General features: G+C 66.2%; 15 protein-coding genes and 1 tRNA gene. 6 read left to right on the plus strand and 10 right to left on the minus strand.

Translation table 11 applies throughout. The features are described from left to right. Window positions 1-17: 17 nt before the first annotated feature. From VVT58_RS03845 to VVT58_RS03860, 4 genes are all read right to left on the minus strand, one after another. On the minus strand, window positions 18-1,082 hold the full coding sequence (locus tag VVT58_RS03845) for a toprim domain-containing protein (RefSeq protein ID WP_327754105.1): 1,065 nt from the start codon (window positions 1,080-1,082) through the stop codon (window positions 18-20). After that, complete coding sequence (locus VVT58_RS03850) at window positions 1,082-5,446, minus strand: strawberry notch-like NTP hydrolase domain-containing protein (protein WP_327754277.1); 4,365 nt, start codon at window positions 5,444-5,446, stop codon at window positions 1,082-1,084. The genes VVT58_RS03845 and VVT58_RS03850 overlap by 1 nt, the downstream gene beginning before the upstream one ends. A 222-nt stretch (window positions 5,447-5,668) precedes the next feature. Continuing rightward, window positions 5,669-6,499, minus strand: a complete 831-nt coding sequence (locus tag VVT58_RS03855) for a DUF7007 domain-containing protein (RefSeq protein WP_327754104.1) — start codon at window positions 6,497-6,499, stop codon at window positions 5,669-5,671. Further along, entirely contained in the window at window positions 6,496-7,011 is a 516-nt protein-coding gene (locus VVT58_RS03860; RefSeq protein WP_327754103.1) for a hypothetical protein, read from the minus strand. The genes VVT58_RS03855 and VVT58_RS03860 overlap by 4 nt, the downstream gene beginning before the upstream one ends. Before the next feature lie 149 nt (window positions 7,012-7,160). On the opposite strand from VVT58_RS03860, the gene VVT58_RS03865 reads away from it, so the two are divergent. Genes VVT58_RS03865 through arsH form a run of 5 tightly spaced genes read left to right on the plus strand, consistent with a single transcriptional unit; the run spans window position 7,161 to window position 10,280 of the window. Beyond that, window positions 7,161-7,493: a metalloregulator ArsR/SmtB family transcription factor gene (locus VVT58_RS03865; protein ID WP_327754102.1), complete on the plus strand. Its 333-nt coding sequence runs from the start codon at window positions 7,161-7,163 to the stop codon at window positions 7,491-7,493. Window positions 7,494-7,504: 11 nt separating this feature from the next. Next, a complete protein-coding gene (locus tag VVT58_RS03870) occupies window positions 7,505-8,035 on the plus strand; it encodes an arsenate reductase ArsC (RefSeq protein ID WP_327754101.1) in 531 nt (176 codons plus the stop codon). Beyond that, window positions 8,032-8,457: an arsenate reductase (glutaredoxin) gene (gene arsC, locus VVT58_RS03875; protein ID WP_327754100.1), complete on the plus strand. Its 426-nt coding sequence runs from the start codon at window positions 8,032-8,034 to the stop codon at window positions 8,455-8,457. The genes VVT58_RS03870 and arsC overlap by 4 nt, the downstream gene beginning before the upstream one ends. A gap of 3 nt (window positions 8,458-8,460) precedes the next feature. Further along, the gene (gene arsB / locus VVT58_RS03880) at window positions 8,461-9,537 is read left to right on the plus strand and encodes an ACR3 family arsenite efflux transporter (protein ID WP_327754099.1); all 1,077 of its coding nucleotides are present in this window, start codon (window positions 8,461-8,463) and stop codon (window positions 9,535-9,537) included. Beyond that, window positions 9,534-10,280 (plus strand): arsenical resistance protein ArsH, encoded by a 747-nt coding sequence (gene arsH, locus VVT58_RS03885; RefSeq protein ID WP_327754098.1) that lies wholly within the window; start codon window positions 9,534-9,536, stop codon window positions 10,278-10,280. The genes arsB and arsH overlap by 4 nt, the downstream gene beginning before the upstream one ends. 259 nt (window positions 10,281-10,539) lie before the next feature. Here the strand turns inward: arsH and VVT58_RS03890 are convergent, their stop codons facing one another. From VVT58_RS03890 to dapB, 6 genes are all read right to left on the minus strand, one after another. Next, complete coding sequence (locus VVT58_RS03890; protein WP_327754096.1) at window positions 10,540-12,699, minus strand: ParB N-terminal domain-containing protein; 2,160 nt, start codon at window positions 12,697-12,699, stop codon at window positions 10,540-10,542. A gap of 106 nt (window positions 12,700-12,805) precedes the next feature. Then, window positions 12,806-13,705 carry a hypothetical protein gene (locus VVT58_RS03895; RefSeq protein WP_327754095.1) on the minus strand — a complete coding sequence of 300 codons (900 nt, stop codon included), beginning with the start codon at window positions 13,703-13,705 and terminating at the stop codon, window positions 12,806-12,808. 461 nt (window positions 13,706-14,166) lie between these two features. Further along, window positions 14,167-14,243 (minus strand) — tRNA-Arg (locus VVT58_RS03900). Window positions 14,244-14,525: 282 nt separating this feature from the next. Then, on the minus strand, window positions 14,526-14,909 hold the full coding sequence (locus tag VVT58_RS03905; protein WP_327754094.1) for a hypothetical protein: 384 nt from the start codon (window positions 14,907-14,909) through the stop codon (window positions 14,526-14,528). Window positions 14,910-15,004: 95 nt separating this feature from the next. Continuing rightward, window positions 15,005-15,655 (minus strand): endonuclease III, encoded by a 651-nt coding sequence (nth, locus tag VVT58_RS03910; protein WP_327754093.1) that lies wholly within the window; start codon window positions 15,653-15,655, stop codon window positions 15,005-15,007. A gap of 2 nt (window positions 15,656-15,657) precedes the next feature. Further along, entirely contained in the window at window positions 15,658-16,422 is a 765-nt protein-coding gene (gene dapB, locus VVT58_RS03915; RefSeq protein WP_327754092.1) for a 4-hydroxy-tetrahydrodipicolinate reductase, read from the minus strand. Window positions 16,423-16,595: 173 nt separating this feature from the next. On the opposite strand from dapB, the gene VVT58_RS03920 reads away from it, so the two are divergent. Next, window positions 16,596-17,294 carry an NAD-dependent deacylase gene (locus VVT58_RS03920; RefSeq protein WP_327754091.1) on the plus strand — a complete coding sequence of 233 codons (699 nt, stop codon included), beginning with the start codon at window positions 16,596-16,598 and terminating at the stop codon, window positions 17,292-17,294. The last annotated feature ends 45 nt before the right edge of the window (window positions 17,295-17,339 follow it).

Raw genomic sequence — 17,339 nt, forward strand, 5'->3', positions numbered from 1 at the left:
CGCCATCTTTCCGGCCTTCAGCCGGAGATGGTCAGGAAACGGTTGGCATCCTCAGGAACAAGCTGCGTGGCGATCGCCGCGCACATCCGCTCAGGCCCGATAAGGCGCAGATCATCGTTAAAATCGCCGAGTATGGGCGAAAGCGACACGACCTCGATCCCGGCCGCAGACCCTCGCTCTGTGAGCTTCGCCAACGCCACGTCGCCGGCCGGATCGTCGTCGCGGGCGACATAGAGACGCCTGAGCGCGGGCGGGAACAGGATGGCGCCGAGGTGGGCCGAGGATAGAGCGGCGATCATGGGCATGACGGGCATGACCTGTCGCAGCGACAGGATGGTCTCGATGCCTTCGCCGGCGGCCATCACCGCATCCGCGTCGCCGAAGCGGACACCGTGCCCGAGAAGGAAACCCATCCCGCGCCGAGGCGTTGCCACCGGAGCTTTCGTCAATGCGGCAGGGTCGATCCAGGTGCGGTGAACGCCGGTGATCGTATCGTCGAGGTCGGTGACGGCGGCGATCATCGCAGACCATGCGCGACGGGTGCCGGCCAAGTCTTTCCGCGACGGGGTGTAATAGCAGCGCGGATGGTAGCGCAGCGGATCGTCGGCCCGCAAGTTGGTGATCCCCCGCGCGCGCAAATACGCTTGAACAAGCGATCCCCGGACAGGCCGGGACGCGGCGAACAAACGCCGCGCCGATTCCGGCGAGCCAGTGGGCGCCTTCGGTTCTCCTCGGCGACGCGGACCCTCGGGGCCAGGCTCAGGGTCCGGCAGGCTGAGGAAGCGCCGGGCCTCGTCCAGCGCGTCGCGGAGCTGCACATGGCCGCAGACCCGCGCGATGATGTCGAGCAGGTCGCCATGATCGCCAGTCGCCGCGTCGGTCCACTTGCCAGCCGCGCCCCGGCCGTCCTCGGACCCTGTGAGCCGCACGTAGAGACTGCGGCCGGGCGTATTGTGGGCATCGCCGACCAGCCAATAGCGGCCTTCGCGATGCCCCTTCGACAGATAGCGGCGGCACACCGCCTCGGCCCGATCGCCGAGACGGTGCGCCAATTCGCCTACCTGATCCGACAACCGGCCCATCACGCGGCCGCCCGGTCGGCTATGCGTTGGAGCGGCCAACGCTTCATCAGCCGTTCCAGCACCGCGACGCCGTTTGCATCGACGGGAACGAACATGCGCAGCGACCACGAGATGATCTCGTGGAACAGGCCGTATGCGGTCAGCCGCTCGCGCATGGCGTCGGTGAAGCCGGTCAGCTCGATGCGGTAGGCGTTCATCACGCGCACGCGGCGAAGCTGGAGACCTTCGGCCAGGTCGAGGATCGTGCGGCCGTCCATCAGCGCGGCGAAGGCCGCCTGCGGGTCGAGACGCGGGCCGTCGTCGTTGGCGGTCGCCGTCGCCACCCAGGCCGGCGAGACCCGGCGGCCGATGATCCGCTCACCCCCATCGGTCTGGAGGCGATAGACGCGGGTGGACTCGTTCGGCAGGCGCTTCCAGATCGGCAGCAACAAGCCGGTGACGATGTGCATGGTGCTGGTGGCGAACTCCGGCACCTCGGCCAGTTCGGCTTCCCAGGCGCGGGCGAAGTCGGCGCGACTCGCTTCGCGCCATTGCGTCTGCGCCATCGCCTCCAACGGCATCGGCGTCGATTCCATCGGCCGGACCAGCCGCACGCGCCGCTCGACATCGCCATCGTCGAGCAACAACCCGCGCGTCGGTATCTGCACCGCCGCGCGGCCGGACTGCGCGTTGACCAGCAGGACCGCGCGCGGGTCCGAAAGCCGGTCGAGCGCATCGTCCAGCGTGATCGGCCGATTACGGTCCTTGCGTTCGATCGTCAGCAACCTCGTCTCCGCCGTGGTGCCCGGATGAGTATAGATGATGCTTCGATCGGTGATCGTGAAGCTTTCGGCCTGAAGCGTTTCCAGCCCCAGCTCGTAGGTTCCCGAGGCGATGGCCCCCTCGATGCGGGCGGTCAGCAAGTCCTCGAACGCGGTGAACAGCGTGTTCTGGAGGGCGATGGTGAGCGCCAGCATACGATTGAGGAAGGTGGTGATCGGCGGCAGCTCATCCTTGAGGCCGGTGTCGTCGCTGAGGCGAAGCCCCGTCGCCTGCTCGAAGGCGAGCAGCGAGCAGCCCTCGACTTTGCCCGCATAGAGCAGCCGGTAGAGCTGGCGCAGCGCGTCGCGCGCATATTGCGATTCCAGATTGTCCTCGGGGCGGAACAGCCCCTGGCCGCCGGTCTGCCGCTGGCCGCGCGTGATCGCGCCCAGCGTGTCGAGCCGGCGCGCGATGGTCGAGATGAACCGCTTTTGCGCCTTCACGTCGGTCGTCACCGGCCTGAACAGCGGCGGCTGCTTCTGATTGGTGCGGTTGGTGCGGCCGAAGCCCTGGATGGCGTTGTCGGCTTTCCAGCCCGCCTCCAGAAGATAATGCACGCGCAGGCGCTGGTTCCGCGCGCCGAGGTCGGCGTGATAGCTGCGGCCCGTTCCGCCCGCATCGGAGAAGATCAGGATGCGCTTGGCGTCGCTCTGGAAGGCATCGGTTTCGCCGACATTGGCCGAGCCCGGCCGGCTCTCGACCACGTAGCGGTCGATGCCGTCCGAGCCGCGCCGCTTGACGATCCGGCGCGAGCGCCCCGTCACCTCGGCGACAATATCGGTGCCGAAGTGATGGATGATCTGGTCGAGCGCGGCCGGCACCGGGGTCAGCGACGCCAGACGCTCGATCAGCCGGTCGCGGCGCTCGGCGGCTTCGCGGGACTCGACGGGATTGCCGTCGGCGTCGGTGACGGGTCGCGAGGACAGGTTGCCCTCGCTGTCCGTGAACGGCTCGTAGAGCTGCACCGGGAAGCTGTGTTCGAGGTAGGACAGGACGTATTCGCGGGGCGTCACGTCCACGCGAACGTCATCCCATTCCTCGGTCGGGATGTCGGCCAGCCGCCGTTCCTGCAACGCCTCGCCGGTGGAGACGATCTGGACGACGGCGCTGTGCCCGGCCTCCAGATCGTGCTCGATGCTGGCGATCAGCGATGGCGTCTGCATCGCGGTGATGAGGTGATTGAAGAAGCGCTGCTTGGCCGACTCGAAGGCGCTGCGCGCGGCCGCCTTCGCCTGGTCGTTGAGCGTGCCGGTCGTGCTGGTGATGTTCGCGGCCTGCATCGCCGCGTCCAGATTGTTGTGAATGATCTGGAAGGCGCCGGCATAGGCGTCGTAGATGTCGATCTGCGCGGGCGTCAGCGCATGTTCGAGCATCTCATATTCCACGCCATCGAAGGACAGTGAGCGCGCCGAGTAGAGGCCAAGCGCCTTCAGGTCGCGCGCCAGCACCTCCATTGCCGCGACCCCGCCGTCCTCGATCGCCGCGATGAACTCAGCGCGCGTTGCGAACGGGAAATCCTCGCCGCCCCACAGGCCGAGCCGCTGGGCATAGGCGAGGTTCTGCACGGTGGTCGCACCGGTGGCGGACACATAGACGACGCGGGCTTGCGGAAGCGCGTGCTGGAGCCGAAGCCCCGCGCGGCCCTGTTGCGAGGGCGCCTGCTCGCCGCGCTCGCTGGTGCTGCCGGCCGCATTCGCCATCGCGTGCGCCTCGTCGAACACGATCACGCCGTCGAAGTCGGCGCCGAGCCAGTCGACGATCTGCTGCACGCGGCTCGCCTTCTCAGCCCGTTCCTGCGAGCGCAGGGTGGCGTAGGTGGCGAACAGGACGCCCTCGTCCAGTGCGATCTCCGTGCCCTGCCGGAAGCGCGAGAGCGGCGTCACCAACAGGCGCTCCTGGCCGAGCGCCTCCCAATCGCGCATCGCGTCCTGGTGCAGGGTCTCGGAACGGCTGACCCAGACCGCGCGGCGGCGGCCCTTCAGCCAGTTGTCGAGGATGATGCCCGCGACCTGGCGGCCCTTGCCCGCGCCGGTGCCGTCGCCGAGGAACCAGCCCCGACGGAAGCGCACGGCCTTCTCCGCGTCGTCGGGCGCGGCGGTGACGACATCCCAGCTATCATCGACCGTCCACGCCCCGGCGAGATGGCCGCTATGCGCCTCGCCCGCGAGGATCACGGATTCGAGTTGGGCGTCCGACAGGATGCTGTCGGCGACAAGGTTGGCGGGCAGCATGGGCCGATAGCTCGGCTTGGGCGGCGGCACCGAGGCCATCGCCGCCGACTGGACCAGCGGCGTCGGGTGCGGCTTTGCGCCGCCGATGCGCAGCGACTGGAGCGCATAGGGCTCGTAGATCGCGTCGGTCAGGCGGCCCGCTTCGGCCGGCGTCCAGTCGATTGCGTCGTATGCAAGCTCCGCCGCCTCGGGCAGCACGATGGGCGCGCGCGCTGCGGGCCTGGCCTGACGGCGGGCGGTGGGCTTTGCCGACATCGCCCGCATGGCGACGGGCACGGCCACCGGCATGGCGGGCGGCGGTGTGTCGGGGCCGGAGCCGCGTGGCGGCACATGGTCCTGAACCCAGCCGAGCAGGGTCACGGTGTCGGGCGCGACGCCGGGCGAGGCCGGAAAGTGGCGCTGATCGTCGGCGGGAACGCGCTCGATAACAGTGAGGCGCGTGTCGATGGTCGTGCCGTGCTTGGCATAGACCCGGCCGTCGACCGCCGCCGAGAACAGGACGCGGCCACGCTCCTGAAGCTGCGCGAAGGCGTCGGCCCAGGCAGGATTGTCGGGCGCGCAGCTCGACCCGGTGATCGCGACCAGGCGGCCACCTTCGGCGAGCCGGGCCAGCGCCGAGCCGATATGACGAAGCGCCGCATCCTTCATCGTGCGATCGACATGGGCGACGGCCGAGAATGGCGGATTCATCACCGCCACGCTCGGCACGATGTCCGCGCGCAGATAGTCATGGATGTGCGCGGCGTCGTGGCGTGTGACGGGGCAACCGCCGAACAGGCCGGCGAGCATCTCAGCGCGGATCTCGGCCAATTCATTGAGAACCAGCCCTGCGCCGCGCGTCTCGGCCTGGACCGCGAGCAACCCGGTCCCGGCGGAGGGTTCGAGCACCAGGTCGCCCGGCCGGATCGCGGCCGCGACGGTGGCGACGAAGCCCAGCCCGGCCGGAGTCGAGAATTGCTGGAACGCCTGCGACGTCTCGGAACGGCGTGTATGGGTGGGAAGCAGCGCCGCCACCTTCTCGATCATCGCCAGCGCGGCGACCGTGGACGCGGATTTGCGGAGGATCGTGTTCCCGTATTTGCGCAGGAACAGAACCTGCGCCGCCTCGCAAGCGTCGTAGGCGGTTTTCCAGCCCCACGCGCCATCGGCGTCGGAGCCGCCGAACGCGGTTTCCATCGCACAGCGCAGGGCGCGCGCGTCGATCGCGCGGCCGCGTTCGAGATCGGGCAGAAGGAGCGCGGCGGCGGCGAGGATGGACCGGGCGGTCGCAGCGAAGCCGGGAGCGACAGGATATGGCGTGGCCGGACGGGCAGCGGGTGCAGCAAGGGTCATGGTGGATGTCCTGGAGAGCCGGGAGGGAATGGGCCGTCGGACGCTCTCTCTCGATCCGGCCGACCCGCCCGTTTCCGGCCCATCTCTCACTCTCCTGGTCCGCAGTTCGGCCCGACGCTTGCGGCGTGCCGGTTGCCGCGCGCCGGGGAGATGCGATCTCCAGCAGTCGAACAAAAAAGAAGCCCGCCCCCGGCCGAGGCGCAGGGACGGGCTAGACAGGATTCAGGCGTCGGGAGCGGTCGGCAGCTCCCAGGTTTCGTGCCGGGCCTCGTCGATCACGAAGCCATGCGGTCCGGCGCGATATTCAGCCTTGGGGACGAGAAACCCGCGATAGGGTCGCCGGTCACGCTTTCCGCCGAGCGCCGCGACGCATTGCACCAATCCCGGCGTGGTCCCCGACATGCTTGCGGAAATGACGATCCAGTCCTGGGCATGGGCTTCCTCGAACAGGCGGCGATCCTTGGTGAAGGATTCGCCGGGCGCGAGGGGCCGACCGTGGACGGCTTCCCAGCGTTCGGGATAGGTATCGCGCAGGGTTTTCTCGGCGATACGGCGTTCGTAGGCGGTGAACAGCTCGGGAAAGCCGAACGCGACCATCGCCCAATCGCAGTCCTCCTCATACCAGCCGCTTTCGATGCGCAGCGCGGCGGGCATGGCCGCATTGCGGGGGTCATCGAGATTGAAGCCGCCGTGGCTCGCGGTGACATGGAAGACGACTCCCTCGGCATAGACCGAGCCGCCTTGCGACGCGCCCCAGGGACTCCAGCGGTCGGACGCTCGGTGTTGCCGATCGAGCGCGATCATCTCGCGCCGATGCTCGACCTGCTCCGCGACGAGAACCCGAAACGCCGCTTCGTCGGCGATGGCATCGCCGAAGCCGGAGAAGTCGGCTCGCCGCCATTCGGCGATTGGACGGTCGATCCGCCAACCGCTCCAGAGGCGAAGACCATCCGCGACCGGAAGGGCGAGATAGGCATTGTCGCCGACCAGCGCCGCCAGGTCGCCATCGGCGGTGCGGCCATAGATGGCCTGCGTGGGAGTGGCGGCGTTCATGCCGCCCTCCCGACCGGGGCGGCGCCGGATTCATCTTCACCGACGATCTCGGCGATGGGATCGCAGTAGCGGTTCTTCGCCATCCATGCCTCGGCCTCGGTCATATCGGACGCGAGGCGGTGCAGCTCGACCCGGCCGCCGCGCCGCGAGAACACGCGAACCATGCCGGGTGCCGGACGTTCGAGAACATCGAAGCGAAGATCGGTCGTGGCCTGGAAACCCCGGTTCACGACCATGACGATCGTGCCGTTCGAGCCGTAATTGGCGAGGTGGAGCGTGAACGTGGCGGGAAATGGCCTGTCGCCGAGCGTGCAAGCGGCCGACTTCTCGACCAGACGGCCTGTGCCGTTGCGGTTCTTCCAGGCGGACAGCTTGCGCCGGAAGCGTTCGGGCGGTCGCGGCGTGCCATCGAAGAAGCGCAGCAATGTGCCGAGCGGGACGGAAGCGACGACAGCATGGCCGTCAAGCACCGTCGAAGCGGCGGCAACGGGCAGATTTGGAATTGTGGACATGGGTGTTCTCCGGGGAGAGCGGGAAAGGTTCGAGCCGTCCGGCGCTCTCTCTCAATCCGGCAGGCTCACCCGCTTGCGACCCGCCTCTCACTCTCCGGCGATGCGCCCGAGGACTGGCGCTGGGATCTAATATCTGTTATTCTCGATATATGGATTCTGAATCGACCATCCTGGCCTTGAGCGCCCTCGCGCAACCGACGCGCCTCGACACCTTTCGCCTGCTGGTGCGGCATGAGCCGAACGGCTTGCCAGCCGGCGAAATCGCCCGCCAGCTCGACGTGCCGCAGAACACAATGTCCACGCATCTTGGCATCCTGTCGCGCGCGGGACTGGTGAAGTCCGAGCGGCAAAGCCGGTCGATCATCTACCGTGCCGACCTCGATGCGCTGCGCGCGCTGACCCTCTTTCTGGTCAAGGACTGCTGTGCCGGGAAGCCGGAGCTGTGCGCGCCGCTCGTCGCCGAACTCGTCCCCTGCTGCTGACGGAGACTGTCATGTCCATCGACCGCGTGTTCAACGTCGTGTTCCTCTGCACCGGCAATTCCGCGCGCTCGATCCTCGCCGAAAGCGCCATGAACAAGTTGGGCCAGGGCCGCTTCCGCGCCTTCTCGGCCGGGAGCTATCCCAAAGGCACGATCAATCCGATCGCGCTCCGACTGCTGGAGCGGATCGACTATCCGACCGGAGGGCTGCGCTCGAAAAGCTGGGAAGAATTTTCCCAACCCGACGCGCCAGTCATGGATTTCGTGTTCACCGTCTGCGACGACGCGGCTGGTGAAACCTGCCCGGTCTGGCCCGGCCACCCAATGACCGCTCATTGGGGAATCGAAGATCCAAGTCATGTCCAGGGAAGCGACATCGAGCGCGAGCGCGCCTTCGTGACGGCGCTGAACTATCTGGAAAACCGCATACGCGTGTTCATCTCGCTTCCGATCGACAAGCTGGAAACGAGGACGTTGACCGCGAAGCTGCGCGAGATCGGCCATGCCGAAGGTTCGACCGCTCGCCGGGGAGACGCAGCGTGACCGACATCATCGTCTATCACAATCCCGAGTGCGGCACGTCGCGCAACGTGCTGGGCCTGATCCGCAACGCCGAGACCGAGCCGCATGTCATCGAATATCTCAAGACGCCGCCGGTTCGGGCCTTGCTGGTCCAGCTTATCGAACGTGCCGGCATCACGCCTCGCGAGCTGCTGCGCGAGAAGGGCACACCCTATGCCGAACTCGGCCTCGGCGATCCGTCATTGTCTGACGACGTCCTGATCGACGCGATGATGGCGCATCCGATTCTCATCAACCGGCCGCTGGTCGTCTCGCCGCTGGGGGTGAAGCTGTGCCGCCCATCGGAAGTGGTGCTGGACCTGCTGCCCACGCCGCAACAGGGCGCCTTCGCCAAGGAGGACGGCCAGCAAGTCGTCGATGCGACCGGCGCGCGGGTGATCTGAGGTATGGCGACCGCTTCCGCCGCTGGCACCGCGCCAGCTCGTCCCGGCATCTCCTTCTTCGAGCGGTATCTGAGCCTGTGGGTGGCGCTCTGCATCGTTGTGGGCATCGCGTTCGGCCATGCGCTGCCGGGCCTGTTCGGTGCGATTGCGTCGGCCGAGGTGGCGCGCGTCAACCTCGTCGTCGCGGTGCTGATCTGGCTGATGATCGTGCCAATGCTGCTCAAGATCGACTTTGGCGCGCTGGGATCGGTGCGCCAACACTGGAGAGGTGTCGGCGTCACCCTGTTCATCAATTGGGCGGTCAAACCCTTCTCGATGGCGCTGCTCGGCACGCTGTTCCTGGGCTGGCTGTTCGCGCCTCTACTGCCGACGGGCGAGGCTTCATCCTATATCGCCGGGCTGATCCTGCTCGCCGCCGCGCCCTGCACGGCAATGGTGTTCGTCTGGTCGAACCTCTGTGACGGCGAACCCAATTACACGTTGAGCCAAGTGGCGCTGAACGACCTCATCATGGTGTTCGCCTTCGCGCCGCTGGTCGGGTTGCTGCTCGGCGTCGCCTCGGTGACGGTGCCGTGGGACACGCTGCTACTATCGGTCGGCCTTTACATCGTGGTGCCGGTGATCGTCGCGCAGCTCGTCCGCCGCGCCGTGCTGGCCTCGGGTGGACAGGCCACACTTGACCGGTTGCTAGCCCGGCTCGGGCCGGTGTCGCTCACCGCCCTGTTGGCGACGCTGGTGTTGCTGTTCGGCTTCCAGGGTGAGGCGATCTTCGCGCAGCCGCTGGTGATCGCGCTGATCGCGGTGCCGATCTTGGTACAGGTCTATTTCAACGCCGGGCTGGCCTATTGGCTGAGTCGCCAGTTCGGCGTCGCGTGGTGCGTGGCCGCCCCTGCCGCGTTGATCGGCGCCTCCAATTTCTTCGAGTTGGCAGTTGCAGCCGCGATCAGCCTGTTCGGCCTCAAGTCTGGTGCCGCGCTCGCCACCGTGGTCGGCGTGCTGGTCGAGGTGCCGGTGATGCTGTCGGTGGTGGCGATCGTGAAGCGCACGCGCGGCTGGTATGAGAAGGAAGCGGCTGTTTGACCTATATCCGCCATCTTCCCGACCCGAAGCATCTGCCCGCGCTCGATCTCCGCTTTGCCCATGAACGGCCGGCGTTGGGTCTTGGCGCCGGCGATCCGCCGCCGCGCATCCTGCTGCTCTATGGCTCGCTCCGCGAACGCTCCTTCTCGCGCTTCGCCATTGAGGAATCGGCACGGCTGCTCCAATTCTTCGGGGCCGAGACGCGCATCTTCGATCCATCCAATCTGCCGTTGCCCGACCAAGTGAAGGGCGACGATCATCCCGCCGTCCATGAACTGCGCGACCATGCCATGTGGTCCGATGGCATGGTGTGGTGCAGCCCTGAGCGGCACGGCCAGATCACCGGCGTCATGAAGGCGCAGATCGACCATCTGCCGCTGGAGATGAAGGGGATGCGCCCGACCCAGGGCCGCACGCTCGCCGTCATGCAGGTGTCGGGCGGCTCGCAGTCGTTCAACGCGGTCAACACGCTGCGCTTACTCGGCCGCTGGATGCGGATGTTCACCATCCCCAACCAGTCGAGCGTGGCGATGGCCTACAAGGAGTTCGACGACGCCGGGCGCATGAAGCCCTCCAGCTACTATGACCGCATTGTCGATGTGATGGAGGAGCTGGTGCGGTTCACGGTGCTGCTCCGGCCGCACGCCGTCCAGCTCGTCGATCGCTATTCCGAGCGCAAGGCGGTGGGCACGCAGATTGAGCCCGCGACCGACCTTTCGGCTATCGCTATTCGGCGGGCCTAAAGCAAATGCAGAGCCGTCGAAGCTCAAAAAAACCCGCTGCCGTTCTTATTCGGCAGTGGGAAGAGGAATCGGCTCAGCCAGTGAGTGTGTCGGCTGCGATGTCGTCGACCTTCATGGTCAGCCTCCTATGTTGAAGGTGGAAGCCGTCCGGCCGAAGGCGGCCCGGCGGCCACGCAAAAAGGCCCGGCGCTCGACCAGGACGCGGAAGGCGGTGGGAAGAAAGCGGCGGAGCGGCCGGAGCCGCCCCGCCCGGGTGCGGCTATTCCGCCGCGATGGCGTAGGTCGAGCCCTGCTCGTCCTCGTAGGCGTCGTCGTCATCCTCCCCGAGGAAAGCCGGGAGCGCCTCGGCGTCTCCGCCGTCAGCCGGTGCTTGCGTGATCGGCAGGACGGGTTCGGGGGCCGGCATCCGCAGCGGCTCTGGGAGCCAGCCGGAATCGGCCAGCAGCCGCTCGGCCTCGCGTGCCATGTCGCCCTTCTTCAGATGGTCGATCAGGCCGGCCTTCTGCGGCTCCGTGCCTTCGGCGACCGCTTCGAGGATGCGCGGCTTGGTGACGCGGCCGAGATAATTCTCGACCGTGGGCCGCCAGCCGGCCGCCACCATGTCGAACCCGACCGCGCGGGCCAGCACATTGGCGTGCTCGACCCGGCGCGCGACCCCGTGCGCCGAGATGCGGCCGCCGCCATGCTTGGGCACCGGCTCCCATTGCGCGTTCACCGCATAGGCCGCGCAATGTGCGAACAGGGCCGCCTGATCGGCGCCGTCGAGCTGCTGAATCGCGTCCCAGGCGTCCTTGTCGGACTTGGGTAAACGCGCCTTCCAGCCGGCGTGGCGCTCCTCCATCGCCTTGACCGCCGCGCTTTCCCGCAGGCCCGGCGCCTGGAACGGGAAATAGACGCGGTTGACCGACAGCTCCAGGCAGGTCTCCGTGCGCACCTGATAGAAGGTGGTGAGCACCATCGCGTGCAGCACAGCGGCGAACGCCACCGAGGGATTCTGCGCGAAGGCATCCTGCAGGGCGACCGTCCGGGAGGCGGTCAGCTCGGCCACCAGCCGTTCGGGCAGCGGCTTGATGACGTCTTCGTCGTCGTCACCGCATTCGACAGCGAGACCGGGAACGGTTGCGGGTTCCGAGTTCGCCGGCACGGAATGCGCGTCGTCGCCAGCCGGTTCGTCGCTGGACGTTTCGGCCAAGGCTTCGTCGTCGCCCGTCTCGTCGGGTTCCTCCTCGGGTTCGTCCTCCGGTCGCACCCAGCCGCGGTCGATATAGAGCGTGCCATCGGTTTCGAGACCAATGAACACGCCAGCGCGCGCCTGCTCCTGCGGATCGTAGGTGAACCGCCCGCGCGACAGCGTGGCCAGCTCGACGTCGATGGCGGTGACGCGGGCCTCGACCTCGGGCGGGACATCGCCGGTGCCCGCCCACTGCTCCTCCAGCGCGTCGGCTTCGGCGCGAAGCTCGGCGATCCGGGTTTTGTCCGCCTCGGTCGGCGGCTCTCGGGTTGCGTCGATTTCCCGGTAATCTTCGTCGTAGCCATAGGGCAGGTCGATCAGCGCCGCGACCCACTTCCAGCCTTCGGCCTTGATCGCTGCGGCTTCGACGTCGAGCTTTTCGGCCACCAGGCCGTCGAGCAAAGCGGGATCGGACAGCCAGCCGCCGTCATCGGGCTCGAACAGATCGCGCGTCGGCACGGTGCCGCCGGCCGCGAGATAGGACGGGAGACCGACGAACAGCACGCGCCTGTCCGAAACGGGCACCATGTCCTCGGTCAGCTTTTCGCGAATGAACGTCGGCGACCTGTTGCTGCTGTGGTCGAGCTGCTTCCAGAGCTGCTCCTGGCGCGCATGATCCTCGCTGACCGTGAACGCCATGAGCTGATCGAGCGTCATGTCACCGGCGGCATAGACTTCATGCAGCTTGGGCGAGACCGACGCCAGCCGCAGGCGCTGCGTGACCACGGCAGGAGTTACGCGGAAGTGCGCGGCGATGGCCTGCTCGCGCTCACCCTTGTCGTGAAGGAGCTTCATGCCGCGGAACTCGTCGAGCGGATGAAGCGGTTCGCGCAGGCTGTTCTCGGCGAGCGAATCTTCCTCGGCAAGGATCGGATCGCTGGCCGACTTGACGATGCACGGGACCGGACAAGTCTTGTCCATGCGCTTGCGCTTCACGAGGATCGCCAGCGCAGAGTAGCGGCGGCCGCCGGCGGGGATGCCGAACCGGCCGGTCTCGTTGCCGTCGTCGTCAACCTCGGGGCGGACATTGAGGCCGTGCAACAGGCCGCGCCGCTCGATGTCGTCGGCGAGGTCTTCGATCGTCACGCCGTTCTTCACGCGGCGAACATTGGAATCGGACAGAAACAGCTTGTCGAAGGGAATGTCCCGCGACGCGCTGAGGACGATCTTGGGGGTGGCTTTTGCCATGTCGGTTACTCCATGACGGGCCGCCGCGAGACGCTCTCTCGGCTATCCAGCCCGCCACGAACCCAAGGCCCTCCTCTCACTCTCATGGCCGCCGCCGCGCACGCCGCTAGACCCCGCACATGCCCTCGCACTCGTTACCCCACAGATCGAGCTGGCCGTGATCGGCCGCGGTGCTGAGGTCGGCCTGGTCGAGCGGCACGGCCGAACGGTGCAGAAAGACGTCGCCCCGGATACCGCGAAGGCCGGTGCGGATCGCATGATCGACCTCGACCGCCTCGGCCCAGGCTTCGGGATCGCGGTCGCGGATCTCGCGCCAGCGCATGTCGGAATGGAAGGGGCAGCCGACGCAGGCGCTCTTGGGCGGGATCGGATAGTCGTGCCGTTCGAGCCAGCGCAGGCAGTCGTGCCGCGACATGCGCTGTTCGATGAGCGGCCAGCGATTGACCTGCCACGCCTCGAAGGAGGGCTTCATCCGCATCAGCTCGTCAAGCGAGATGCCGATCCATTGCTCGACGATCGGATGGTCGGGCGAGCGGCGGCGGGTCAGCCCGACCAGCTCACGCACCTTCCGGCGAATGGGGACGATCTTGTAGTCCTTGGTGCATTGGCGCCGGATCATGCCGACCTCGATGCGGCCGCGGTTCACGGTGCGCGTGAAAGCGGGGATCGAAGCCCAGCGCGCGCCGCTGCCCGCTCGCAGCAGATCGGCGCGAATGTCGCCGGCCGAGACGATATGCACCGGGAAGGGCAGCACGTTCGGGGATATGAGCCAGGCGAGATACTCGCGCACGGCGCGCGGCTCCCAGCCGGTGTCGGCGAAGATGGCGCAATCGGGCATCGGCCCGATCTCGCCGTGGGCGGCCATCAGCGCCAGTGTGGTGGATTGGACGCCGGCGCCCAGGCTGAGCACGCGCAATCGGACCCGATCGCGGTCTGGGGTCTGGCCAAGGGTCATGAGGTCCGCCGGATCATAGCCGGTGCGGGCCGCGGCGGTGGAAAGCGCCATCGCGTGTCTCCGCGACGGACCGGCAGGGGCCGCTCCCTCTGCCTCGTAAGCCCGTCACGGCCGACCGGGCGGACTCTCACTCTCGGGGTGTTGCGGGGTGTCCCCGCAGAGGGGGTAGCGGGAGCCCCGAGGGCTCTCGCTCAGGGGGAGGCTTCACCCACCCTGGCCTTCTTCTGAAACCCACCTTCACTACGTTCAGCTTGGTGCAAGGGCCAAATCTTCGACCAGAAACCAGAATGTGGCGGGCTTGCCCGCATCACGATCGGCCCGCGGGGCGATACGCAGTGTCCGATTGCCCCGAATCCATTTCGCGGCCGCTGGTGAGTTTGTGCCGGGCATTTTCAGCCAAAATCCGAAGGACTTGCGGGGCGTCACTGCCGAGGTTGGTGAGTTTTGGGATTGGCGACGTCGCAAACGGGATCGCCACAATCCTTATAACTAACTGATTTTATTGATATTTTTGGCGCACCCGACAGGATTCGAACCTGTGGCCTCCGCCTTCGGAGGGCGGCGCTCTATCCAGCTGAGCTACGGGTGCGGATGGCATGAAGCCGTATGTGTTGTGCCGATGAAGGTCAATCCGCGTTCAAAATCGGCTGTCCGATCGCGGTGAGTTTCTGGTGAGTTTTTTATTCGTCCTTTCTACGGCCTTTCTAACTAGCCGAAAACATTGTATGATTCCGTCACTCTCGCGTTGGACGTGAGCCTTCGGAGGGCAACGCTCTATCCAGCTGAGCTATGGGTGCGTGTCACTGCTGCGAAGGGCCGCTTAGCAAAGCCCAATCGCTCGCGCCAGCACCAAAATCGCCTCAGACCAAAGTTATTTCGCGAGTTTTCGCATCGGCTGGAATTTGCCGAGGCCGCAACTGGCGCCCGGTTGCAATCCACTCGTCTGGTAAAGCACGGTGATGATGTCCACCGAGCAAAGCTGAGACAGGCTGGTCTTGTAGAGGAAGCGCTTTTCGAAGCCCAGACTGGGGCAGCTATAAGGCAGCGTGTTCCGATAGACCTTGTTGCCGTTCATGATGAAGTCAATCGTGCGGTCATCACGGACATTGGTGGAGCGGATCGACGTGATCTGGACGCAATCGACCGGCTTGCCGGCGGGAACGAGATTGTCGGGAGCGGTCTTGGCGAGGGTTGGGGCGGCGGCGCAGGCCAAAACTGCTGCCAGCGCCAGCCGATGGGTGAGATGAGCGGACATGATGTCTCTCCTTGTGACTGCAGGAATGACGGCGCGCTAACGCTTCATCCGTTATTCCACTCCTTTTAGCATCGTTCGGCTGAACCGCACGATAATCAGCTTGCCGTTCCGGGCGCGGGCGTCTTGGGTTTGAAGCGGCAGAGGTCGGCCAGGATGCAGCGCCAGCATTCCGGCTTGCGTGCCTTGCACACATAGCGGCCGTGCAGGATCAGCCAGTGGTGGGCGTCGCGGCGGAAAGGGCCGGGAACGCGCTTTTCCAGCTTCAATTCCACCGCCAGCGGGGTTTTGCCCGGCGCCAGGCCGGTCCGGTTGCCAACGCGGAAGATATGGGTGTCGACCGCGAAAGTTTCCTGTCCGAAGGCGGTGTTGACGACGACATTGGCCGTCTTGCGTCCCACACCGGGCAGGGTGGTCAGAACGTCGCGGTCCTGCGGCACCTCTCCGCCGAAATCGCGGACCAATATCTCGGAAAGGGCGATGACATTCTTCGCCTTGGCGTTGAACAGGCCGATGGTCTTGATATGTGCTTTAAGCCCCTCTTCGCCGAGGTCCACCATCTGCTGCGGCGTTTGGACATCGCGAAACAGGGCGCGTGTCGCCTTGTTGACGCCGACGTCCGTAGCCTGTGCGGAGAGGACCACCGCAACCAGAAGCTGATAGTCATTGCCATATTCCAGCTCCGTGCGGGGCGCTGGATTGGCTTCAGCGAGGCGGCTGAAAAAGTCGAAGATCTGGTCCTTCTTCATGGTTAAAGGCCCAGAACGCCTTTCATGTCATAGCGGCCTATCGGCTGATCGATCAGCCATTGCGCGCCCTTGACGGCGCCGCGCGCGAAGATGAGGCGGTTTTCGGCGCGGTGGCCGATTTCGATCCGTTCGCCTTCGGTGGCGAGGATGACCTGATGGTCGCCCGCCACGGAGCCGCCGCGCAGGGCCGCGAAACCGATCGCGCCTTTGGCCCGGGCGCCAGTGATGCCGTCGCGGCCGCGTTCGCTATGGTCGGCCAGGGTGATGCCGCGTCCTCGCGCCGCCGCTTCGCCCAGCAGCAGGGCGGTGCCGGACGGGGCATCAACCTTGTGGCGGTGGTGCATCTCCACGATCTCTATGTCCCAATCGTCGCCCAGGCGCGCGGCGGCCTGCGCCACCAGCGCCGCCAGCAGATTGACGCCGAGCGAGGTGTTGCCGGTCTGGAGCAGCGGAATTTGCCTGGCGGCTTCGTCGATCAGCGCGTGATGCAAGGGTTCAAGCCCTGTGGTGCCGATCAGGACCGGCTTCTTCGCTGCGATGCAGGCGTCGAGATGGGCGGACAGGGCAGCGGGCACGGAAAAGTCGATCAGAACGTCACTTCGTTGCGCCAGCGCAAGGGGATCGGTGGTGATAGGGATGCCGGGGGCGAGTTCCCCTTCGCCGCTGCGGTCGGTGCCTCCGGCGATTTTCAGCCCGGCTTCCTGGGCGATCTGCGCGATGGCGTGTCCCATGCGGCCTGCTGCTCCGAAAATCCCGATGCTCGTCATCACTGTCATTCCTTAAAATGTCGCGTGGCGGATGCCAGAATGGGCGGGCCCTGTCATCCCTTTGCTACGTCATCCCTTCGCTACGTCATCCCTTTGCTATTGGCCGTCGCAATAGAAAATGGGCGGGAAGGAAAATCGTCGCGAGCGGCTCGCTCGGTCGCTAAGATCAGGGGATGGACGACATTCGCAATATCGTAATCCTGACCGGCGCAGGGATTTCGGCCGAGAGCGGCCTTGCAACCTTTCGCGGGCCGGACGGTCTGTGGGAGGGGCATCGGGTCGAGGATGTGTGTACCCCCGAAGCTTTGGCGCGCAACGCCGCGCTGGTGCATCGCTTCTATGACGAGCGGCGGGCGAAGCTGGCCAAGGTCAGGCCCAATGCGGCGCATGAGGCGCTGGCGGCGCTGGATGCGCAATGGCCGGGGGAATTGCTGATCGTCACCCAGAATGTCGATGATCTGCATGAGCGGGCCGGGGCGAAGCGGCTGATCCACATGCATGGGGAGTTGCAGTCGGCGCTTTGCGCGGCCTGTGGGAAAGCGAAGCGCTGGATGGAAGCCTTGCCGCCGGCCTCGGTTTGCGATGGGTGCGGCGAACCCCGGTTGCGGCCCGACATCGTGTTTTTTGGTGAAATGCCTTATGAGATGGACATGATCGATGAGGCGTTGCGGCGGGCCGATCTGTTTGTTTCGGTTGGAACCTCCGGGGCGGTCTATCCGGCGGCGGGGTTTGTGCAGACAGCGCGCCATGTAGGCGCGCGGACCTTGGAGCTGAATCTGGACCCGTCGGCAGGGAGCTTCTATTTCGAAGAAAGTCGCATGGGGCCGGCCAGTGATCTGGTGCCGGAATTGGTGCGGGAGTTGTTGGGTTAGTCCGGTCAGGAACTTGCAGCAAAATCCTCCCCACGCGTCTGCATA

Origin of the sequence: Sphingobium sp. SJ10-10, from assembly GCF_036038995.2 — a bacterium.
Taxonomy (GTDB): Bacteria; Pseudomonadota; Alphaproteobacteria; order Sphingomonadales; family Sphingomonadaceae; genus Sphingobium.